Here is a 20944-nt window from a genome sequence, read left to right as displayed (position 1 = left end):
TAGGCGGTCGTTTATTTCATTTCTTAATACCTTGAACGGTTTGGCTTCCCTTTTCGGTAGTCAAGCGGAATATATACATTCCAGTGGCAAAATCACCCGTGCTGAGACTGCTTCCCGGTTGCGGGATGCTACGTATCAACTTTCCATCGGCCCTGTAGATATCAAGCGATTTCAGTTGTTGATAATTCTGGATCTGTACTTCATTCGAGAAGATACGTGGTTGAATGTCTACTTCTTCGCCTGTTGGCTTCAGTTCGTTACCTACGCTCGTTTCCGGAATTACTGTAACCGGAGCGCTCTCGTCGGTACCATAAAGTGCCGTTACTTGGAGCAGAGGGGTACTTGTTGTCAGATTTTTCACCGTATAATTCCGTTGAGAAACAGGTAATGTCGTCAGTTCCCGGGTATCTTGATATACCTTATAACCGGTCAGCTCCGGAAAAGCCGTGATCAACTCTGCTTCTTGCGCATCGGAGGCGATAGCCAGTTTCCGGAATGATAATCGGCCTGTTCTCATGGGTTGCGGTTTCTCCGAGAAAGTGCTCGTGGAGAATACGGAACTTGAGGGGAGCTCACCTTCTTCCGCGCTTATTACGATCGATAACACAACATTGGCATCTAGCTCATCATCTGAGAATGTTTCCCATTTTTTTCCGTCCAAAGAATATAAATTCCCTTTTCCATCGACTGCGGGGCCTTCATCGGAGCATGCCGGGTATGTGTTATTAGCATAGCTTATCACATGAATGGCTACCAGTAAATCCTGCTTCGCGTCGATTACGAATGGTGTTTTAAGTGTGACCGAATTTATTTTACCTGATTTCAGTTGAGTGAAACTCTCTTCATACTCCCGGTTTCCCTGTTTGATATAGACTCCATAAGTGACTCCTTTCTGCGGATAGAAATTAACCTTCCGGATCGTTTTTTTATGCACCGGTTGTAGATCTTTCGTATCCCATTTCTGAGCGAAATAGAATGGATCTCCTCCGAGACCGAACTGTTGATAACGATCTTGTGATCCCCAACCAGCTATTTTTTCGAGGACTGGGGCATTCCATGTCAGTTGAATCTCACTCGTGGAGATCTGTTTGTATTTCAAATCAGTCGGACTTTCATACTCGTTTCCGATCGTTTTCCCATCCTGCGTCATTCCCTGCAACGAGGTGACACCCGTTCCGAGTGGATCTAGCCAGACATCCATCCGGGCTGTATCATTATCACTGTATTTATTCCAGTGATAATACAATTTACCGTATAAATTCAATCCTTCGGGCAGTTCGCAACTGGAGCTTCCACCGCTCAGCGTACCTATAATCAAACCTTTGCTATTAAATAAAGGCGAACCGGAAGAACCTCCCTCGGTCACCCCGTGTCCGTTTAGCGTGGCATCGAAAGTAGCGTTCCAATGAGCGTTCGTGGCCCCGGTTTTTCCAACATCACTATTACGCCATGTAATCGATTCTGTCGGATAATTTCCATAGGTGGAGATTTTCATATAATCGCCAGAAGGATGATGGATGCCTACGCCCGAGAGTGAAAGCATATTTGAACGATCCCATCCGTTAAAGAATACATTATAATCGTCGGGGATCTCGTCGTTAAGCAACAGCAACAGTCCGTCGGAACCGTTTTCGACAGGGGTAGAGGCTTTCCGTGTACATCCTACCATGGTTTTTATCGGATAAATGGGTGACTCATTATCGCAGCCCACATGTTCTTGGTGGAAATAAAACAACCAGACTGCTAATTCCTCGGGAGTAACCGTCTGTTCACCCAGCATATCTTGCGAACAATGGAAGGCGGATAATACATAAGGCTTTTTGTCACGGGCTGTATTATTTACCAGAGAAGCTGTACAAATATAGCTTCCTCCTTCTCCCTCTTTATTACGGATGTATTGAATCATTTGTATCACTCCCTTCTTTTGCTCCTGCCAATCGGCTCCCTCCTCGCAATTGATATTCACTTCGCAAGCTTCTGAAAAGCCGGCTCCCGGCGCTTCCTGTACTTCTGGCATGATCGCTTCAAGATGATTATACCCGTAACCGACCTCCCGGATGCGTAGTCGAGGTGTCTCGCCGGATGGTGCCGGTACATATTCGAGGATCACCTCATCGCCTGCTACGGCTTGGGTTGCGAACGGTCCGTTTTTAGGATGCGTACGATGCGTATAGGCACCCAATACTTGGTTTTTCGCTGCGTTATACAGGTATAACCGGGCACCTTTGGGGATATAAAAATCGGAGTAATACAGGATCAAGGCGATCGCTCCTTTCGCTTGAAGGTGAAGTTGCCATACTTGGCTGCCGTCGGGTAGTGAAATCCAATCGCCGCTATCGGCGATGTCGAAGCTGGTTGGGATCGACTTGGCTACACGCAACGGAGCGCCTTGGCTGACCCTCCACGCATCGACCGTCTTGAGGTCTTCCACACTGAAATTCACTGGAACTTGTTCTGCTAGCTTTTCACTTCGAAGTGAACCTGCGAATTGAAAGCTGGGGGGGAGTCCTCCTTCGCTGATCTGCGCCAACGAACTTGAAATCGAGAAATAACTGATATATAATATGTCGGTTATTAATATTCGGAGAAGTTTACTGTACTGGTTTTTCATACATACAACTTTTTTATATGAGCTTATTCTTATATAACGAAGAATTTGGGTATATCAAATGATATATCCAAGTTCTGCTGTTTATCATACAGTTTCTTCCTCGGGTAATTCTTCAAATTCCTTTTCGCTTGTATTTTCTCCGGTACGCTTTTTCTTTAGCTCGGATATGAAGAGTTGGAAATCTCTGTCTGTGCGCAGTTTTTTTATTGCCATTTTCGCGGCATTCTGTTGTGATTCTTTTTTAGAATAACCGATGCCTACTCCTATTTGTACATCCGAGAGAGTAATAGCTGTCTGAAAAACAGGATTTCCATCGTTATCAGTAAAAGATTCAATCAGATCGAACTTAATTTCGAGCTTATTTTTCTGGCTCCATTCTATCAGGCTGGATTTAAAGTTGACCTCTTTGCGGGCGATATTATCTAAGTCAATATGTTGTTTGATAATGACATCCTGAATAAATTTATAGCATGTATCAAAACCTTTGTCCAGATAAATAGCACCGAATAAGGCTTCGAGGGCATTTCCGTACATGTGATTATTATGGGAACTTAACTTGGCAGAGTATACGACAAACTTGTCTAATCCTATTTCCAGGGCTATTCTGTTTAAAGTCTCACGTTGTACGATTTTTGAGCGGGTATTGGTAAGGAATCCTTCTTTCCGGTTTTGGAAGTGTTTATATACAATATCAGCAACTACTGCATCCAATACTGCATCCCCTAAAAATTCCAACCGTTCATTATTTATCCATTTCCCGTCATTACCTTCTATAGATGAAGATTTATGTAGAAATGCCTGTTCGTAGATGTGGATATTCTCAGGGTAAAAGCCTAGTATTTTATATAAAGAAGAATAAGGCTCCTTACCTTTATTTTTAAGGAGCCTTATTGTTTTGTATAGCTTTGAAAACACGTTACTTCACAAATTTTTTAACGATCGCGCAGGCATTATGACCACCGAACCCGAAGGTATTTGACAGTGCAGCCCGTACTTCTCTTTTTTGAGCTTTATTGAATGTGAAATTCAGTTTATAGTCTATTTCTGGATCATCATCACCTTCTGTGTGGTTGATTGTAGGAGGAACGATACCCTTATTTATTGCCATAATGCAGAGCATTGCTTCTATTGCTCCGGCAGCACCTAACAGGTGACCGGTCATTGATTTCGTAGAGCTGATATTCAACTTGTAAGCGTGTTCTCCGAAAACTTCTTTGATCGCTTTTACTTCTGAGATATCACCTACCGGAGTTGATGTACCGTGAACATTGATATAATCAATATCTTCCGGAGTCATACCAGCATCTTCTAATGCGTTGCGCATAACTAACTTCGCTCCTAATCCATCCGGATGGGAAGCAGTCAAATGGTATGCATCAGCAGACATTCCTGTTCCTGCAATTTCGCAATATATTTTAGCTCCACGCGCCAAAGCGTGTTCCATTTCTTCCAATATCAGACAAGCACCACCTTCTCCCATTACAAATCCGTCACGGCTTGCACTGAATGGACGAGAGGCTGTTTCGGGAGAATCGTTACGCGTTGATAATGCATTCATTGAATTGAACCCACCTACGCCTGATTCTGAAATAGCAGCTTCTGCACCACCTGTGACAATGACATTAGCCTTGCCTAAGCGGATGTAATTGTATGCGTCGCTAATTGCGTTTGTAGAAGAAGCACAAGCAGAGACTGTTGCAAAGTTCGGGCCATGAAATCCATAAAGCATGGAGATATGTCCGGCTGCAATGTCGGAAATCATTTTCGGGATGAAGAAAGGATTAAACTTCGGACCAATTGTGTCTTTAGTCTTTGCATATCCTAATACTTCTTCGTCAAATGTCTTGATACCACCTATACCAGAGGCAAAAATAACGCCGATACGGTTCTTGTCTTCCTTATCCAAGTCCATTGCTGCATCAGCGATCGCTTGTTTAGCAGCATCAATTGCGAATAAGCTATAACGATCACATTTACGGGCTTCTTTGCGATCCATAACTGTCAATGGATCGAAGCCTTTCACTTCGCATGCAAATTGAGTCTTGAATTTGGATGCATCAAACTGAGTAATAGGCCCGGCTCCACTTTTCCCATTGATAATACCTTCCCATGTTTCAGGAAGGGTATTGCCAAGCGGAGAAATAGCTCCAAGACCTGTTACCACAACTCTTTTTAATTCCATACCTTTCAATAAAAGGATTGATTACTTCGCGTTTTCTTCGATGTACTTAATAGCGTCACCTACTGTTGTAATCTTTTCTGCTTGATCATCAGGAATAGAGATACCGAATTCTTTTTCGAATTCCATAATCAATTCAACAGTGTCAAGAGAGTCTGCTCCTAGATCATTAGTAAAGCTTGCTTCGTTTGTAACTTCTGTTTCTTCAACACTTAATTTATCAACGATAATAGCTTTTACTCTTTCAGAAACTTCAGACATAACTTTTTCAATTTAGATTAATAAATACGAATATACTTTTTAAATTTGCAGTGCAAAGAAAAGAATTTTTTATGTTACAAAACAAATTTAATGAGCTAAAAATGCGGAAAACTGCACATTATTTCTTTTCTTGTGCACTAAAACATCAAAAAATATGAAGAATATAGCGATTTTTGCCTCCGGTTCGGGTACGAATGCCGAAAATATAGCCCGATATTTTGCTAAAAGTGAAACTGTTAATGTTGCAGTTGTTTTATCAAATAATCGTAATGTTGGTGTACATGCCCGGGTAAATAAGCTGGGAGTACCTTCATTTGTCTTTTCCAGGGATGAATTTGTTGAGGGGAAAGCTGTCTTGGCAAAGTTGACCGAGTATAAAATTGATTTTATTGTTCTCGCTGGTTTTATGAATAAGATTTCCGATGCTTTATTAAAAGCATATCCGGGAAAAATAATTAATATACATCCTGCATTATTGCCTAAGTATGGAGGAAAAGGTATGTTTGGTATGCACGTGCATGAGGCTGTCGTTGCTGCCAAAGAAAAAGAATCTGGTATTACTATACATTATATAGATGAGAATTATGATGAAGGGGCTATTATTTTTCAGGCTACATGCCCGGTTCTTTCTTCAGATACTCCGGAAGAAGTAGCAACCAAAGTGCATGCGTTGGAATATGCTCATTACCCGCATGTGATAGAGGAGGTTTTAAATATGTTATAATGCAGCTTTATATTCCGCAGGTGTCATTCCCATTTTTTCTTTGAAAAGGCGGTGGTAGGTTCTGACATTGCTAATGCCTGAATCTTGCGCAATGGCTTGAATAGTGTGGTGGGGATATTGTTTCATTAAAAGCATGGAATATTCCAATCGCATATCGTTAATGTAACTGTTGAAGTTGCTGTTTGCATTTTCCTGGAGCATCCGGGCAAATCTGTTTTTATCCGTTTTTATTCGTTTTAGAAGATATTCGCGTGTAAGATCTGGTTGCAAGAAAAGTTTTTCTTTAACTATTATTTCTTGTAATGTTGCGAATAGGTCGCTGTCGGCAGGCTCATTTGTTATTGAGACGATCTCTTTTACAGGCGACTTGATATTTGATTGGCTTAGTTCTTTGATTGTTTCGCGAGCTTGTTGTAGTTGGTCCCTGCAAGAAATAAGTTGATCAGTCAGATTTGCTATAATTTTATTTTTATGTCTGACAATTTGACTATTTCGATAGGTAAGCCAAGCTAGAAGAAGTAACAATATAATTATGTATGCAGAAATAATAAATAGCCTGCTCTGATCTTGTAGTTCTGCTGTGTCGGCATGTGTGACTGCTTTCTCCAAAGCCAGTATTGTCTGGTTATATATGTATTCCAGGGTTAATTTATTATTGTTTTGAAAGAAACCTATGGAAAATTGGGTTGTTAGTAGTATAAAGCAAAAGAGTAAGGGCTGTTTCATTTCGGCATGTATTTGTTTTCTATTTAGAGTTGAACCCTAACGAAAGTAGTAGATGCTGTTCTTCCGGGGTGGCATTTATTACTGTATATGCCCTAAACTCCCGGGGATGATTGTAATTTGTCCGGAACCATTCAAATTTATCAGGCGCCTCTCGAAGTGCTTTATCCACAACTGTTGGATTAAAGCTTGCGAGTATAGCTTGCTCTATTCTGCTTTGAGTGGAAAAACGATTCAAATCAATGATTGTGTTTTGAGGAGCGGGTGGAGTTACTTCTCCTATTTTTTCTATTGTGATGTGAAAAAACTTGCCGATATTTTCTAAACAGGTTCTTGTTCCGTTTGCTTTTCCGTCAGCAGAAAATCCTGCAATATGTGGAGTTGCGATGATTGCTTCTTCTAATAATTCACGGTCAATGTCCGGTTCATTTTCCCAACAATCGATAACTAGTTCGCTTATTTTGTTCTCCCGTTTAGCTTGTAGCAATGCCTGCGTGTCGTGTACTGCTCCACGGCAACAGTTGATGAACCAGGGGTTTCTTTTTAACTTGTTGAAAAACTCTTCGTCGGCAAGATGGCGGGTAGCGAAACGCCCTTCTTTTGTCAGTGGCACATGTATGGTAATAATATCTGCCTTTTGAGCTATTGTGTCGAGTGAAACGAATTCAGCTCTTCCCTCTGCTTCCTCCCGTGGAGGATCGTTTCGTAATACTTTCATGCCGTAGGCTGTACACAGTTTTTCCACCTCTTTTCCTACATGGCCAACACCAATTATACCAATGGTCTTGCCATTCAATGATTCATTCTTGTGTAATGATATTGCTACAATAGATGCCAGCACATACTGTGCTACGGATATGGCATTGCATCCCGGAGCATTTTTCCATGTGATTCCCGCTTCAGCACAATATTTTGTATCAATATGGTCGAAACCGATAGTAGCCGTCGTGATCAGTTTTACCTTGCTTCCTTCAAGCAGTTTGCGATTGCATTTATCGATGCTCCGTACAATCAATGCGTCAGCATCTTTGACTGTTTCGGTATTAAATTCTTTAGAGTTAAGATATAGGACTTCGGCAAAAGGTTCGGCTATGCCTTTCAGGTAAGGAACAGTGTTGTCAGCTATTATTTTCATATTCTAATTGTTTAAAGTCATCTTAATTTATTCTTGTTGTAATGCGGACTTGCTTTTATCTGGAAAAATAAAGTGGACAGGATGGTTAAACAGGCACCAAAAAGATAGGCATAATCGAAACCTCCGAACCGCTGGGCTATGGAGCCGCCTATCATTAATCCGGTACCGATACCTACATCCCAGCTCGTAAGGTAAGTGGAAGTTGCCGTACCACGTTGGCTGTTAGGAGCTAAATTGACAAATAAGGTGTTGAAAGCCGGGAACATTGTACCGAATGCCACTCCTTGTAAAAGTGCTATAACTACATAGAGATAGGAGGTAAAGCCAGGGTCCCATTTCATCAATGTCTGTAAAGACGCCAGCATAAAGAAACTTATGCAGGCCAGATACATACCTAATGATATGACTAATGTAATCCGCCCTTTGTCTACTTGTCTGCCTGAAAAAAGCCTTGATATTGCCAATCCTATTGCCATGAAGGTGAAATAAAGCCCTGCATTGACCGTTATTCCCAATTCTTCTGCATACATAGCTACGTAGGTTGTTGTCATTCCATAAGGGATAGAAAGTAAAAGCAGGGAAATTCCTGCCCATGTTCCTTTTACCAGGAAAAAACGGTCTAATGATATGGGTTCGCGTTTTACCGGTTGTTTATAAGGTGTTTTTACCATATAGGCCATAATGAGCCCCAGGCTTCCGGACAGTAGGGAACAGGTGAATATTATTTCGTATGAGCAAGTACCGTGCATGAATAATCCGATCATTGGCCCAAAGCTCATAGCCGTATTATTGGCCAGTCCGTAATATCCGATGCCTTCGCCACGGCGTGAAGAAGGCAGGATGTCGATCACTATTGTATTTCCGGATACTGTTACCATGCCAAAGGCAAAACCATGAACAATACGTAAAGCAATAAACAGCGTTAATGTCGTAGCTAGCATATAGCCGCTGAAGATTGCGGTAAATATAAAATATGCCAGCAGATATAAAGGACGGCGGGAGAATGTATCCAATAAATAGCCTGCAAAAGGACGAATGCATAAACAGGCTATTGTATAACATGACAGGATGAATCCGATCATAGACTTATCCGCCATAAACTGCTCTTTCAGGTAAAAAGGAAGTATCGGCAATATGAGGTAAAAGGCGAAAAATAACAAAAAATTTGCCGTCAATATATAGCAAAAACCGGGTGATACTAGCTTGTCCTTTGCCATTGTTTGTTGTTTCAGATCATTTCTTTCCGGTACAAAAGTAATAAATCATTCACTGCATGTGAACGATTTCAGGTAAAACCTTTTGTTTGCAGTAAACGATCCATGCACGAATAACAAGATGAAAAGTTCAGCTGATAACTATCAGCCAAGCGGCCGACAATTGTCAACCGTATGGCCGATAATTATTAACCGTATGGTTGACAATTGTCAACCTATATTTTCATCGTGGGTAAAAGTCGTATTCGTCCCAAAGAAAGACTACATGCTAAAAGAATGAATTAAAAAGATTTCATTACCTTTGCATCTTAGTATTTACGGTAAAAGAAATGAAAATATGAATTTTAGTGAACAATGCTGCCGGATTTTCGAACAAGCTACGGAAGCCTACCATGTTACCGATCATGTTGATGCAACGATACACAATCCTTATGAAGTAAAAAGTATAGAATTTTATCTCTACCTGAAGAACTGGATTGATGCTGTGCAATGGCATCTGGAGGATATAATCCGCAATCCATCTATCGATCCTGTCGGGGCATTGGCTATTAAACGCCGTATTGACAAGTCCAATCAGGACCGTACCGATTTGGTGGAGCTGATCGATAGTTTCTTTCTGGACAGATATAAAAATGTAAACGTTTTGCCGGATGCAACGATCAATACCGAAAGTCCGGCCTGGGCAGTAGACCGTTTATCTATTTTAATTCTGAAAATTTATCACATGCAACAGGAAGTGAACCGGCCGGATGCGGATGTTGAACACAAAGCTAGTTGCGAAAAGAAACTAGCCATCCTGTTGGAACAGAAAAAGGACCTTTCTACTGCTCTCGACCAGTTACTGGCAGATATTAAAACCGGCCGTAAATACATGAAGGTGTACAAACAGATGAAGATGTATAATGATCCGGCTTTGAATCCTATATTATACGGAAATAAATAAGATGGCAAATGTATTGGTAATCAGACTTTCTGCAATCGGGGATGTGGCAATGACAGTTCCGGTAATTTATTCTGCGGCCAAGAGTAATCCTGCAGATACTTTTACGGTATTGACCCAGGCTTTTCTGATTCCGGTGTTCATGAATCGTCCGGATAATGTAAATGTTATAGGAATAAATACGAAAGGTTCAGAGAAGACGTTGGGCGGATTACTTAAATTTGCTTCGGCATTGTCGCAATATCAATACGATATTGTGTTGGACTTGCATAATGTAATTCGTTCGATTATTGTACGGAGCTTTTTCCGCATGAAAGGTAAGTCTGTCTTTGTATTGGATAAAACACGTAAAGAACGTGCCCGTCTGACAAGCCAGAAGGACAAAAATCTTAAACAGCTTCGTCCGGTAATAGAAAGGTATGCGGATGTATTTCGTGCTGCCGGTCTAAATTATACAGAATCTTTTATTTCTCTTTATGAACAAAAACCAGCCGATTTGTCCGGGATGGAAACAATTGCCGGAGTAAAAACCGGTAAATGGATCGGTGTCGCCCCTTTTGCCAAGCATCGGGGGAAGATATACCCGGTTGACGACATGGAACAGGTGGTTGCCCGGCTGGCAGAACAAGAGGATATTACGGTATTTCTTTTTGGAGCAAAAGGGTACGAAGAAGCAGTATTGGAGGATTGGGCATTTCAGTATCCACGACTGAAAAATGTTGTCGGACGTTATACGCTGGACAATGAATTGGCCTTAATAAGTCAATTAGATTTATTGATTTGCATGGATTCTGCTAACATGCATTTTGCTTCTCTGGTAGGAACGCGTGTCTTGTCTATTTGGGGTGCGACTCATCCTTATGCCGGCTTCTATGGTTATCATCAGAAGGAACAAGATTCCATACAGGTGGATTTGCCATGCCGTCCGTGTTCTGTTTTTGGAGATAAACCATGCTTTCGTGGTGATTGGGCTTGCCTGACACAAATAAAGCCCGAAGCCATTCTGACTAAAGTATTTTCCATACTCGACATAAAAGGATAAAAGTCTATTTGATAAAAAGGCTATGAAGATAGGGTTTGATGCTAAGCGTATAACTCACAACAGGACGGGGTTAGGTAATTATAGCAGGTATATTGTGAATATACTTTCTTCTTTTTATCCTGGTAATTTGTACGAACTTTACTCTCCGGGTGAAGGTGATGCCCATTTACGTGCACAGGTAAATACCAGTCAGGCGATACGCTTTCATTATCCTTCCGGGTTAATTACATGCTTTCCGAAGGCTTTCTGGCGTTCGGTTGCATTATCTTCCGTTCTACAGAAAGATAAAATTGAATTGTTTCACGGATTAAGTAATGAACTGCCTTGTGGACTAAAGAAACGGGGTATTAAGTCTGTTGTGACAATTCACGATCTGATATTCCTTCGTTATCCCCGGTTTTATAGCCGGATAGATCGTTCTATCTATGCATATAAGTTCCGTAAAGCCTGCCGTGAAGCAGACCGCATAATTGCTATCAGCGAGATGACAAAAAGAGATATCATCCGCTTTTTCCATATTGATGCTGATAAAATAAAAGTTATTTATCAGGGTTGCGATCATTCTTTTATACAACCCGCCGATGATGAGAAGAAAGCAGCTGTCCGGAAAACCTATAACTTGCCGGAACGCTATATATTAAATGTGGGAAGTATAGAACGGCGAAAGAATTTACTTTTGGCTGTAAAAGCCATGAAGCAGATAGACAAGGATGTTGTACTGATTGCTATTGGCAAGCATACGGAGTATGCAGACGAAGTGGAACAATATGTGAAAGAAAATGACCTGGCAGACCGTGTCCGCCTTTTGAATCATGTGCCTTTTGAAGATTTACCGGCTATTTACCAACAAGCCTCTTTATTTGTGTATCCTTCTTATTTTGAGGGATTCGGTATTCCGGTAATTGAAGCATTGCATTCGGGCATACCGGTAATTGCGGCAACAGGCTCATGTTTGGAAGAAGCAGGAGGACCTGATTCTATTTATGTTGATCCTGATGATGACTCGGGAATGGCAGAAAGTATTGCTAAAGTATTGTCTTCTCCCGATTTGGTAAAGAAGATGACCGAATCTGGTAAAGCTTTTGTAAAGAACTTTTCCGATGAAATAATTGCCAGCCGTATAATAGAGCTATATAAAGAACTGCTTTAAAATTGTATTTTGGGTTTTAATACCAGCTTCATAATAAAATCATCCATTTCGAAACGTGCTGCACACCGGGGCATTAGCATTGGATTGCTTTTTGCACTTAAACGATCTGTAACAGTTGTAAAAGCAAGTTTATAACCGACCTCTTTGGCTGTATGCTGCGCATAAGTTGTGACATCTCCTTTATTATAAATTCCGTTTGGGTAAGCCAGGTAGTCGCATGAAGTATGTAGCTTTTCTTCAATGATTTGTTTGCTACCTTTCAATTGTGCTTTTGTTTCTTCGTCAGTCTGGTAGATATTACAGATGAAGTGGTCTTTACAATGTGATCCGATTGTACAGTTGTATTCTGTATGGAGTTTTATGACATCTTCCCAGTTCATCGGAGCTTCTATCTTATGGAAATGACATAATTCTTCATATTCATCATGTGATATATTTTCAATTAGCTGATGGCAGATTTCATTAACCAGCCGGATATTGGAATGTTTTAAGATATGGATAACAGCGTCACAAATAGCCTCTCTCTGCATGTTGTTCTTTAATTCCGCCTTAAGCTTAAGGCAATCTATCTTTACAAAAGATAGATTATTATTCCGTATAATCATGCGTGCTATTGTTGTTGGGAAATAATTCCCGTTTTCGATATGATTGGTCGAAATAAATACGGTGAAAGGAATATTCAAAGACTTTAGAATAGGTGCAGCTATGGTTAGATTGTTCTTATATCCATCATCGAATGTCACAACTATTTCTTTTCCATTAAACTGGTTATTACGGAAGCGGTTTTCATATTCATGAATGGATATTACTTCGTAGTGCTTTGATAAAAAGGCTACTTCCTGTTCAAATATATCAGGGTTGATGTGCAGGGAATGGTTATTTCCTGCAAAATCTACGCCATGATAAAAAATGACTCTGGGATTCTTGTTCAGGAAACGCAATGCGCGGCTAATACCAAACTCTACAAGATTATGTTTCAGTTTACTGTTTCTCATGTTTGTGTTGTATCCAGTTCTCTGCTACTTTTTGATATTCAAAGTTAAGGAATAACCGGCTATGGGCCTGAAATGGATTTTTATTTTTTAATAATGGTAGTTTTGCCTCCATTAATGCTAGGTTGGTAGTTGTGTCACGTACGAGACTGTGATAAGAATTTTCACGGTCTATTGTATTGGAAATAATTTTCTTGAAACGGGTAAAGTATTTAATTTTATTCCCCATCGCGTGCTGGAAATGACGGAACATAACATCTTCATATCCGTAATTGCCACAAAATTCTTCATCATATCCTAAGGAAGAAAAGAAAGTCATTTTGGAAGTATAAAAGATATTACAAGGGGATTGTTGCTGATTTCCATTAGCATCAACCCGCTTGAATTTATATAATGTATGTTGTGGTATTTTGCTGTCTAATATTTGTGATAAAAGTTTTTCTGGGAAGAAGTGGTCGCAATCGGTCAGTATTATTTTGGGGCTGATTGCTTTTACAACTCCCAGATTACGGGCACCTCCCTGATTCCAGCGGATATCGCTTATTATACGATAAATCTGGTAGTTAATATTAATATGACTGGGAACTGTTACAGGTATAGGCGAACAATCATCGACTATAACAAATTGAATCCGTTTCAGGACTGCCGGGGCTATTTTGGAATAATCTTCCAATAAATTAGTTAAGACATTTGTATTTTTCTGATTAAAGAATACTGGCATTATATAACTTAATTCGATGTCTGCCGGTTGTATAGACTTCATATTTAATTTGTTTTACCTTATATCAAAATTACCTGAGATGCAGAAAAGGGAATGGGGCAAAACTAGACAAAGTTTTTTTACAATCCAATTATTCGGGAAGAATATCTTATCTTTGCCTTTCAGTATTGTCTTTTAGAGGCTGATAAGTTCATAAAGTCATGAAAAAAGGATCAACTATTTTAGTAACGGGAGGAGCCGGTTTTATAGGTTCTAACCTGTGTGAGTATTTGTTGCAGGAAGGGTATAAGGTGGTATGTCTGGATAACTTTGCAACCGGGAAACCCGAAAATATCAGTTCGCATTTTAATAATCCTTCTTTCAGATTGATTGTGGGAGATATCCGTAATTTATCGGATTGCGAAAAAGCGGTGGAAGGAGTAGATTATGTGTTGCATGAAGCTGCGCTAGGCTCCGTGCCACGATCCATAAAAGATCCGATTACAACCAATGCTGTTAATATCAGTGGATTTATAAATATGCTTGTAGCGGCACGTGATGCAAAAGTAAAACGCTTTATTTATGCAGCCAGTTCGTCTACTTACGGTGATTCTGTTACTCTACCGAAAGAAGAGGATATAATAGGAAAGCCTTTGTCTCCTTATGCAGTGACAAAGTATGTAAATGAACTGTATGCGGATGTCTTTTCCAAAACGTACGGAATGGAATGCATTGGTTTACGCTATTTTAATGTATTCGGGCGACGCCAGGACCCGAACGGAGCTTATGCGGCAGTAATCCCTTTGTTTGTAAAACTGCTTATGGAGCATAAATCGCCTGTTATAAATGGAGATGGCGAATATTCAAGAGACTTCACTTATATAGACAATGTGATTCGGATGAATATGCTGGCGCTCTCTACTTCCAATAAGGAAGCGCTTAATACTGTATATAATACGGCTTTTGGTGAAAGGACGACACTGAATCAACTGGTTGGTTGTTTGAAAGAGTACCTGAGTGATTTTGATCCGGCTATAGCGGCTATTGAAGTTGAACACGGCCCTAACCGTTTGGGCGATATACCACATTCGTTAGCTTCTATAGAAAAGGCTAAAAGGCTGCTGGGCTATAATCCGCAGTTCAGTATGCGGGAAGGATTGAAACAATCGGTTCGCTGGTATTGGGAGAACCTGAAATAAATCGATTATTAAATGACTGTAACATGGAGAATATAAAGATTGCTGTTATTGGATTAGGATATGTAGGCTTGCCTTTGGCCCGATTGTTTGCTTCTAAGTATCCGGTCGTTGGTTTTGACGCGAAGCAGGCCAGAGTGGAAGAGCTGATGTCCGGACATGATTCTACATTAGAGGTAGGCGACTCGGTTCTGCAATCTGTATTGATAGATAAAGTGCCTTCCGCCGGAGAGAAAGGTTTGTATTGCTCCTGCCGGTTGGATGATATAAAGGACAGTAATTTTTATATCGTATGTGTGCCTACTCCGGTAGACCGTCATCATTCCCCTGATCTTACTCCTTTGTATAAAGCCAGCGAAACCGTGGGCAAGGTGATAGGCAAAGGAGATATTGTTGTTTTCGAGTCGACTGTTTATCCCGGAGTTACGGAAGAAGAATGCGTTCCGGTGATCGAAAAGGTGTCGGGACTAAAATTCAACGCAGACTTTTATGCCGGTTATTCTCCGGAGCGTATCAATCCGGGGGATAAGGAACATACGGTTGAGAAGATAAAGAAAGTAACTTCCGGCTCTACTCCCGAAGTGGCTAAAAAGATAGACGAAGTATATAACTCTGTTATTATAGCCGGAACCTTCCTTGCCTCCGGTATCAAAGTGGCGGAAGCAGCTAAGGTAATAGAAAACTCGCAGCGGGATATAAACATTGCATTTGTCAATGAGTTGTCTAAGATATTCAATCTGATAGGTATCGATACCAGTGAAGTGCTTGCCGCCGCTGCTACAAAGTGGAACTTCCTGCCTTTTAAACCGGGTTTGGTAGGCGGACATTGTATAGGCGTAGACCCTTACTATCTGGCTCAGAAAGCGCAAGACTATGGCTATCATCCTGAAGTAATCCTGGCCGGCCGGCGTATAAATGACAGTATGGGGGAGTATATTGCTAATCAGGTAGTGAAATGTATGATAAAGAAGGACCTGCCGGTACGTAATGCTGAAGTGCTGATATTGGGTTTTACTTTTAAGGAGAATTGCCCCGATGTACGTAATACAAAGGTTTATGATGTGGTAAAAGCCTTACAGGATTATGAAACGAAAGTGACTATTTATGATCCCTGGGCTAAACCCCGGGATGTTGAACACGAATACGGACTGGTAGTAACGGACAAGCTCCCGGAACACAAATATGCCGCCGTTGTTCTTGCTGTGGCTCATAAAGAATTCCTTGCGCTGGATATTCAGGCTTTGACCATTCCTAATGGAGTTGTGTATGATGTGAAAGGTTGTATCGATCCTGCTATTGTTGATAACCGCTTATGAACATGCAGTATCGGATAAGTTCGGCATACGCTCATCTTGAGAAGGAAATCCTTTCCATCCCCGAGCGTTTTGATAAAGAGGGTGAACTTATTTATAGCGGACGCAATGTGCTGAAGGTGATGGATATTGGAGGTTTCCGCATGTGTATTAAGTCATTTAAGCTTCCGCATATCATCAATAGAGTAGCGTATGCCTATGTGCGCCCTTCAAAAGCCAGACGTTCGTACGATTATGCAGAACGTATGATGGAAATGGGTGTAGGAACTCCTGCCCCTGTCGGATACATTCTTTATAAGGATGCCATCGGGCTGACTTATAGCTATTATATCTCCCTTCAGCTGGACGGAGTAATAACGTTTCGTGAAATTGCAGAATTGCCGGAGGAAGAACAAGATGATGTATACCGCGCTTTTGCCCGCTTTACCTACGACTTCCATCAGAAAGGCATTTTCTTTATAGACCATTCTCCCGGTAATACATTACTTAGAAAAGAGGATGACGGCAATTATCATTTCTACCTGGTAGACCTGAACCGTACACGCTTCGAGCCTGTCTCTACGCAGAAAGGCCTGAAGAACTTGTCTATGCTGGAACTGCCCGACGATAAATTACGGATCATTGCGAAAGAATATGCTAAACTGAGCCATGCCGATGCCGATCGCATGGCGGAGCAGCTTGTGCAGTATTCATCTGCCCATAATAACTTTGTAGAATTAAAGAGCATAATCCGTGATAACAGGCGCCGCATCAAACGCCTGTTGTTCCCTCGAGATGCGAAATAATACGGTCGGCCAATGCATGCCAGTCGAAGTTCTTCACATGTCGGTAAGCGTTTTGCCCGAGCTGTTGGCGTAGAGCCTCATCCTCTATCAGTTTCTTAATCTTGCGGCGGAACAGGAATGTGTATCGCTTGGTGAGCAATCCTGTTTCTCCGTCTATCAGCAAGTCTTTGGTACCGGCTTGGGTGGCAATTACCGGAAGTGCACATGCCATCGCCTCTGATACGGTGTTAGACCATCCGGCATGACGTTCGGCAGCAACAAATAGATCGGCCTTGTTAAATATCTCCGAGTTCTTATCGAACGGATGGTTCTGGATGAAGTCGAACGGCACACTGGCCGTGAAGTTGTTTATCAGCTCCTGCGCTTTCTCGCTGATTGCCGTATCGAATAGCAACATGCGGATGTTGTACCCCTTCTTGTAAAGCTTTTCGCATGCACGGACAACATACTTTGTCCCCTTTACCCGTTCGGCCAGGCGCCCGTAGGCCATGACTACAAATGGACGGTCTTTTACTGCATAGCTTTCCTTTGCCTTGTAGTTGGAAGTATCAACTCCACCCAATGCCTTGAACGCTTCGATGCCGTATTTCTTTTTGTCGTGCAGGTAGATATTGGACGAGCAGGCAAATATCTCTACTCCTCCATGCTTCAGGAAGGGTTTCAGATTCTCGGTGATGCGGACATGGTAAAGTATTCTCCGTCGGGCATTGGCTGTGGTAAGTTGTTCTATGAATTTTACTTCGGTGGTAAACAAAGCGTCAATAGAATCTTCCGTCAGCATAGAGAAAGGCTTTGTCTCTCCTTTGAAATTGAACCAGGTGGGAGAGGCTCCGTCGGGAGTATAGACCGTAAACGAATGTCCCTTCTCAATAAATATGTTACCTAATTCCAGAAAGCGTTTTACGCCGCCGTATAATTTGGTATGCGGTAAGATAACTCCTAAATGCATAGTTCAGTTCTTATATTATAGATTGTTTTAACCTTATTCCCAGAGCGCTTTTGCCTGTCCGCTCTTCTTGAAAGCGCAAAGCCACTTCTTCAACCGGCTGCGTGAAATGTCTTTCTTTAGTAGCAATTCGTTGGGTTTGCCTATTTTGCCGGCATCGAAAGGCTCTCCGCGTCTCAGGATATCTCTCATGAAAGAGGCGGATGTGATACCCCATTTCTGCAGGAATTGCAGACTGCCGTTATTCTTCCTTACGCGGCCTGTTGAAACGGATTCGAAGTGATACACCCGGCTTTCGGACAGACCCTTGAAGATACGTACGCCTGCCATCCACAGCTTGGCCGAAAAGTCGGGATCGCTATACATGCCGGGAGAGAACTCTACACTGTAGCCTCCTACCAGATCCCACATTTCTTTATGCACCACATTAGGAGGCCAGGTAGAACCGAACCAGTCCGTATGTGGCAATGTGCGGTAGTTATCCAATAAGTCCTGCTCTCTGAATGTCTCGAGGCTCTCTCCGAAATTAGCAGGGGCAATGACGCTTTTGCAGAAAAAAGGGCGCGGCTGTATCAGCGTGGCGGACAGGAAGAACTTATTGTCCGGCATCCTTTGGATCTCTTCCCACAACACTTTGTCCCATTCGGGGCAGACGTACATATCGTCATTCATGTAAAGGATATAATCCGTCTTTACCCGTGTTCGCAAGGCATTGAGTGCCCAGCAGACGCCGGCATTCTCTTTGTTGTGGATGTATTCATATTCTTCGTTCTCCTTCAACCAGTCTGCGGTGCCATCCGAACCTTCGTTTACATAAATCAGTATCTGGTGTTTGTAAGTAGAGTTCTTACGGATGCTCTCCAGGCACAGTTTGAGGTAACCCAGATTGTTCCAGGTAGGGATGAGTATGGAGAATCGCTTGTCGTCTTGTGTCATTATTCTAAACTATGAATGTGTACAGTGGTGCAAATATAGGGATTACTTTGGCAGGAAAGGAAATAGTATTTACCTTTATTGCCATAATTAATGTAATCTAAATACTTACACAATGAATGTATCCCTGATTGTCTCTACTTATAATCGTCCGGACGCTTTGGAAGTTTGCCTCGACAGTATCAGACACCAAACGGTGCTGCCCGACGAGGTAGTAATAGGTGATGATGGTTCGAAGGATGAAACCAAAGAACTGATAGAACGTCTGAAAGCCGGCTTTCCTGTCCCCATTGTGCATGTCTGGCAGGAAGACAATGGCTTCCGCCTGGCAATGATGCGTAATAAAAGCGTGGCGGCTGCTTCGGGCGACTATATTATAGAAATAGACGGAGATATTTTCCTTCATCCCCGCTTTGTGGAAGACCACATACGCCTGTCCGGGAAAGGTATCTATGTAAAGGGCGGACGCGTCAATCTGAATCGTGAACTCACCGCGAAGATATGCCTTGAGCGGCGTGCTCCCCGGATATGGCCTTGGACTAAAGGCATTGAAAGCAAGCCGGAGAATGGCTTCCACTTCAAACACCTGTCCTCGTTTCTGGCGCCTCGCTATCGCAAGCACGCTTCTCCCGGGTTGGGTTGTAATATGTCCTTTTATAAGGAAGACTACATTCGGATAAATGGTTACGACGAGTTCTTCGAAGGTTGGGGAGGCGAGGATTACGACTTTGCCAACCGCCTCCTGGCCAGTGGATGCGTAAAGCGCTACCTCAAGTTTGCCGGCATAGTCTACCACCTGTGGCACGAAGATAAATACATGCAGAATGCCGATAAGAACTTCAAGTATATGGAAGGCCAAAGCAGCCATCAGGTCATAAGGTGCACCAACGGGGTGGATAAGTATCTATGACCTCTTAGCCGAAAAGTCCAGGCAAATCATTTCATAGCCTATTGTTAACCAGACAACCGTACAAGGCCACGCCTTTATTACGTAGGGGACTATAAAATTGTGTCGTATAAACGGAGGCACCAGCTCTGTAGTAGACAGCCCTACGATGATAAGCGTGGCTATCATCAGCCAGCGATTGTATGTCCGGTGAGGTGAGGGGCTGGCAAGGTACCACAAAGCAACCCCTATCATGGCGCTGATATATCCGCTGGCTTCGCTTCCGGTACTGAATAATACCACAAACAGCAATACGTTAGCCAGCAGCATGAGCTGAAAGTTGAGGTGCTTATATTGTGATATCCGCAGGTAGGGGATAAAGAAAAGCACTAGTCCCGGTATAATCAGGCACAAGTCGCTATATGAAGCGTTGCCCGACAGTTTGCGTACGATTCCCAGCAACGAAATGTTTTGCGATTTGGCAAACATATTCAGTTCGTTCTTTACCCCCAAACGTTCAAACCATTGGATGTACTGAGATAATATATAATCGGGGCCCGGCGCGTAGAGCATCGGAATCGTGAGGAACAAGGCTGCCCAGAAGAAACAGGATAAGATGAACTTCGTTTTATGCCTGGAAAAGAAGAAGAACGCCAGACCTGCAATAGGATATATCTTGATAAAAGCGCCGAACATGATAGCACATGCTGCCCAAAAGTCTTTCTTCTGTTTGATGAAAGCATACGCCAGTATGATAAATGCAGCCACCGAAATGTTGTATTGCTGCATTCCCTGGGCTGTCATTAATTCGCAAAGTGAATACCAATAGATAAATATCCGCTGGTTGTGTGTAAGAGGTAGCTGGCGAATGGCGTAGAACAGAAACATCGTGTTTGCTACAATCCAGAAGACCATTCCCAGCCAGTCGGGCAGCAGGGTGAAAGGGGCAATTACCAGGCTGAAAAAGGGGCCGTAATGGTTCACGTCGTAATATTCGGCCGGGTATTCCAGATAGAGGGGCAGGCCGTTGACGGCATGGTGGAATACGTTCTCGAAAATCTTGTAATTGTTGTATTTGCCGATAAGCAATTTAGCGGCCGCAAAAAGAACCGCCGAGGCAGTCCATATCCAAAAGAGCGTACTCTCTTGTCGTAATACAGGATGGTTTATCCAGCTTCTTAGTTTGTTCATCTGGCGTGTTGTTTTGTTGTGTA

At 42.2% G+C, this 20944-nt stretch carries 21 protein-coding genes; 9 read left to right on the top strand and 12 right to left on the bottom strand.

Features of this window, described 5'->3' with window-relative positions; translation table 11 throughout:
- Positions 1-16: 16 nt before the first annotated feature.
- The 4 genes from CTY47_RS10665 to CTY47_RS10650 form a co-directional block, all read right to left on the bottom strand.
- Positions 17-2611, bottom strand: coding sequence for a T9SS type A sorting domain-containing protein (locus CTY47_RS10665; RefSeq protein ID WP_099464728.1), 2595 nt, complete (start codon positions 2609-2611; stop codon positions 17-19).
- Positions 2612-2695: 84 nt separating this feature from the next.
- Positions 2696-3526 (bottom strand): ribonuclease III, encoded by an 831-nt coding sequence (gene rnc / locus CTY47_RS10660; protein WP_099464727.1) that lies wholly within the window; start codon positions 3524-3526, stop codon positions 2696-2698.
- A 1-nt stretch (position 3527) separates the two neighbouring features.
- Positions 3528-4793: a beta-ketoacyl-ACP synthase II gene (gene fabF, locus CTY47_RS10655; RefSeq protein ID WP_099464726.1), complete on the bottom strand. Its 1266-nt coding sequence runs from the start codon at positions 4791-4793 to the stop codon at positions 3528-3530.
- Between the two features lie 21 nt (positions 4794-4814).
- Positions 4815-5051, bottom strand: coding sequence for an acyl carrier protein (locus CTY47_RS10650; RefSeq protein ID WP_099464725.1), 237 nt, complete (start codon positions 5049-5051; stop codon positions 4815-4817).
- A 154-nt stretch (positions 5052-5205) separates the two neighbouring features.
- Between CTY47_RS10650 and purN the strand changes: the two genes are divergently transcribed.
- Positions 5206-5775, top strand: coding sequence for a phosphoribosylglycinamide formyltransferase (purN, locus tag CTY47_RS10645; protein ID WP_099464724.1), 570 nt, complete (start codon positions 5206-5208; stop codon positions 5773-5775).
- Here purN and CTY47_RS10640 read toward each other — a convergent pair.
- From CTY47_RS10640 to CTY47_RS10630, 3 genes are read right to left on the bottom strand one after another with little or no spacing between them, the layout of a single operon-like run.
- Positions 5770-6501, bottom strand: a complete 732-nt coding sequence (locus CTY47_RS10640; RefSeq protein ID WP_099464723.1) for a helix-turn-helix domain-containing protein — start codon at positions 6499-6501, stop codon at positions 5770-5772. The two genes, purN and CTY47_RS10640, sit on opposite strands and share 6 nt — an antisense overlap.
- Before the next feature lie 19 nt (positions 6502-6520).
- Positions 6521-7633 (bottom strand): 4-phosphoerythronate dehydrogenase PdxB, encoded by a 1113-nt coding sequence (gene pdxB / locus CTY47_RS10635; RefSeq protein ID WP_099464722.1) that lies wholly within the window; start codon positions 7631-7633, stop codon positions 6521-6523.
- Between the two features lie 17 nt (positions 7634-7650).
- The gene (locus tag CTY47_RS10630; protein WP_099464721.1) at positions 7651-8850 is read right to left on the bottom strand and encodes an MFS transporter; all 1200 of its coding nucleotides are present in this window, start codon (positions 8848-8850) and stop codon (positions 7651-7653) included.
- A gap of 118 nt (positions 8851-8968) precedes the next feature.
- Here CTY47_RS10630 and CTY47_RS17385 point away from each other — a divergent pair, with 118 nt between their 5' ends.
- From CTY47_RS17385 to CTY47_RS10615, 4 genes are read left to right on the top strand one after another with little or no spacing between them, the layout of a single operon-like run.
- Positions 8969-9127 carry a hypothetical protein gene (locus CTY47_RS17385; RefSeq protein ID WP_233202147.1) on the top strand — a complete coding sequence of 53 codons (159 nt, stop codon included), beginning with the start codon at positions 8969-8971 and terminating at the stop codon, positions 9125-9127.
- A 57-nt stretch (positions 9128-9184) separates the two neighbouring features.
- Positions 9185-9790 (top strand): DUF4254 domain-containing protein, encoded by a 606-nt coding sequence (locus CTY47_RS10625; RefSeq protein ID WP_099464720.1) that lies wholly within the window; start codon positions 9185-9187, stop codon positions 9788-9790.
- A 1-nt stretch (position 9791) separates the two neighbouring features.
- Complete coding sequence (locus CTY47_RS10620) at positions 9792-10829, top strand: glycosyltransferase family 9 protein (RefSeq protein WP_099464719.1); 1038 nt, start codon at positions 9792-9794, stop codon at positions 10827-10829.
- A gap of 22 nt (positions 10830-10851) precedes the next feature.
- Positions 10852-11979, top strand: a complete 1128-nt coding sequence (locus CTY47_RS10615) for a glycosyltransferase family 4 protein (protein ID WP_099464718.1) — start codon at positions 10852-10854, stop codon at positions 11977-11979.
- On the opposite strand, the gene CTY47_RS10610 is transcribed toward CTY47_RS10615, so the two are convergent.
- Together CTY47_RS10610 and CTY47_RS10605 are read right to left on the bottom strand one after the other, a co-directional pair.
- Entirely contained in the window at positions 11976-12974 is a 999-nt protein-coding gene (locus tag CTY47_RS10610; RefSeq protein ID WP_099464717.1) for a polysaccharide deacetylase family protein, read from the bottom strand. The two genes, CTY47_RS10615 and CTY47_RS10610, sit on opposite strands and share 4 nt — an antisense overlap.
- Positions 12961-13734: a glycosyltransferase family A protein gene (locus CTY47_RS10605; protein WP_099464716.1), complete on the bottom strand. Its 774-nt coding sequence runs from the start codon at positions 13732-13734 to the stop codon at positions 12961-12963. The genes CTY47_RS10610 and CTY47_RS10605 overlap by 14 nt, the downstream gene beginning before the upstream one ends.
- A gap of 158 nt (positions 13735-13892) precedes the next feature.
- On the opposite strand from CTY47_RS10605, the gene CTY47_RS10600 reads away from it, so the two are divergent.
- The 3 genes from CTY47_RS10600 to CTY47_RS10590 are packed head-to-tail and all read left to right on the top strand — an operon-like array spanning position 13893 to position 16965.
- Positions 13893-14870: an SDR family oxidoreductase gene (locus CTY47_RS10600; protein WP_099464715.1), complete on the top strand. Its 978-nt coding sequence runs from the start codon at positions 13893-13895 to the stop codon at positions 14868-14870.
- Positions 14871-14893: 23 nt separating this feature from the next.
- Positions 14894-16183 (top strand): nucleotide sugar dehydrogenase, encoded by a 1290-nt coding sequence (locus tag CTY47_RS10595; protein ID WP_099464714.1) that lies wholly within the window; start codon positions 14894-14896, stop codon positions 16181-16183.
- A 2-nt stretch (positions 16184-16185) separates the two neighbouring features.
- Positions 16186-16965: a lipopolysaccharide kinase InaA family protein gene (locus tag CTY47_RS10590; RefSeq protein ID WP_158228529.1), complete on the top strand. Its 780-nt coding sequence runs from the start codon at positions 16186-16188 to the stop codon at positions 16963-16965.
- Here CTY47_RS10590 and CTY47_RS10585 read toward each other — a convergent pair.
- On the bottom strand, positions 16931-17914 hold the full coding sequence (locus CTY47_RS10585; RefSeq protein ID WP_099464712.1) for a glycosyltransferase family 4 protein: 984 nt from the start codon (positions 17912-17914) through the stop codon (positions 16931-16933). The genes CTY47_RS10590 and CTY47_RS10585 overlap by 35 nt on opposite strands.
- A 33-nt stretch (positions 17915-17947) precedes the next feature.
- Positions 17948-18847 (bottom strand): glycosyltransferase family 2 protein, encoded by a 900-nt coding sequence (locus CTY47_RS10580; RefSeq protein ID WP_099464711.1) that lies wholly within the window; start codon positions 18845-18847, stop codon positions 17948-17950.
- A 112-nt stretch (positions 18848-18959) separates the two neighbouring features.
- Here CTY47_RS10580 and CTY47_RS10575 point away from each other — a divergent pair, with 112 nt between their 5' ends.
- Positions 18960-19754 (top strand): glycosyltransferase family 2 protein, encoded by a 795-nt coding sequence (locus CTY47_RS10575; RefSeq protein WP_099464710.1) that lies wholly within the window; start codon positions 18960-18962, stop codon positions 19752-19754.
- Here CTY47_RS10575 and CTY47_RS10570 read toward each other — a convergent pair.
- The gene (locus tag CTY47_RS10570; protein WP_099464709.1) at positions 19749-20921 is read right to left on the bottom strand and encodes a glycosyltransferase family 87 protein; all 1173 of its coding nucleotides are present in this window, start codon (positions 20919-20921) and stop codon (positions 19749-19751) included. The two genes, CTY47_RS10575 and CTY47_RS10570, sit on opposite strands and share 6 nt — an antisense overlap.
- Positions 20922-20944 lie beyond the last annotated feature (23 nt).

The sequence above is a fragment of the Parabacteroides provencensis genome (genome assembly GCF_900232875.1).
Taxonomy (GTDB): domain Bacteria; phylum Bacteroidota; class Bacteroidia; order Bacteroidales; family Tannerellaceae; genus Parabacteroides; species Parabacteroides chinchillae.
Note: the sequence above shows the minus strand (reverse complement) of the source record. Positions and strands in the feature narration are given on the sequence as shown.

Excerpts from the sequence above, each read along its gene's own strand:
- CTY47_RS10665 (WP_099464728.1), bottom strand. The coding sequence starts at position 2,611 with ATGAAAAACCAGTACAGTAAACTTCTCCGAATATTAATAACCGACATA.
- fabF (WP_099464726.1), bottom strand. The coding sequence starts at position 4,793 with ATGGAATTAAAAAGAGTTGTGGTAACAGGTCTTGGAGCTATTTCTCCG.
- CTY47_RS10650 (WP_099464725.1), bottom strand. The coding sequence starts at position 5,051 with ATGTCTGAAGTTTCTGAAAGAGTAAAAGCTATTATCGTTGATAAATTA.
- purN (WP_099464724.1), top strand. The coding sequence starts at position 5,206 with ATGAAGAATATAGCGATTTTTGCCTCCGGTTCGGGTACGAATGCCGAA.
- CTY47_RS10640 (WP_099464723.1), bottom strand. The coding sequence starts at position 6,501 with ATGAAACAGCCCTTACTCTTTTGCTTTATACTACTAACAACCCAATTT.
- pdxB (WP_099464722.1), bottom strand. The coding sequence starts at position 7,633 with ATGAAAATAATAGCTGACAACACTGTTCCTTACCTGAAAGGCATAGCC.
- CTY47_RS10630 (WP_099464721.1), bottom strand. The coding sequence starts at position 8,850 with ATGGCAAAGGACAAGCTAGTATCACCCGGTTTTTGCTATATATTGACG.
- CTY47_RS17385 (WP_233202147.1), top strand. The coding sequence starts at position 8,969 with ATGAAAAGTTCAGCTGATAACTATCAGCCAAGCGGCCGACAATTGTCA.
- CTY47_RS10625 (WP_099464720.1), top strand. The coding sequence starts at position 9,185 with ATGAATTTTAGTGAACAATGCTGCCGGATTTTCGAACAAGCTACGGAA.
- CTY47_RS10620 (WP_099464719.1), top strand. The coding sequence starts at position 9,792 with ATGGCAAATGTATTGGTAATCAGACTTTCTGCAATCGGGGATGTGGCA.
- CTY47_RS10615 (WP_099464718.1), top strand. The coding sequence starts at position 10,852 with ATGAAGATAGGGTTTGATGCTAAGCGTATAACTCACAACAGGACGGGG.
- CTY47_RS10610 (WP_099464717.1), bottom strand. The coding sequence starts at position 12,974 with ATGAGAAACAGTAAACTGAAACATAATCTTGTAGAGTTTGGTATTAGC.
- CTY47_RS10605 (WP_099464716.1), bottom strand. The coding sequence starts at position 13,734 with ATGAAGTCTATACAACCGGCAGACATCGAATTAAGTTATATAATGCCA.
- CTY47_RS10600 (WP_099464715.1), top strand. The coding sequence starts at position 13,893 with ATGAAAAAAGGATCAACTATTTTAGTAACGGGAGGAGCCGGTTTTATA.
- CTY47_RS10595 (WP_099464714.1), top strand. The coding sequence starts at position 14,894 with ATGGAGAATATAAAGATTGCTGTTATTGGATTAGGATATGTAGGCTTG.
- CTY47_RS10590 (WP_158228529.1), top strand. The coding sequence starts at position 16,186 with ATGCAGTATCGGATAAGTTCGGCATACGCTCATCTTGAGAAGGAAATC.
- CTY47_RS10585 (WP_099464712.1), bottom strand. The coding sequence starts at position 17,914 with ATGCATTTAGGAGTTATCTTACCGCATACCAAATTATACGGCGGCGTA.
- CTY47_RS10580 (WP_099464711.1), bottom strand. The coding sequence starts at position 18,847 with ATGACACAAGACGACAAGCGATTCTCCATACTCATCCCTACCTGGAAC.
- CTY47_RS10575 (WP_099464710.1), top strand. The coding sequence starts at position 18,960 with ATGAATGTATCCCTGATTGTCTCTACTTATAATCGTCCGGACGCTTTG.
- CTY47_RS10570 (WP_099464709.1), bottom strand. The coding sequence starts at position 20,921 with ATGAACAAACTAAGAAGCTGGATAAACCATCCTGTATTACGACAAGAG.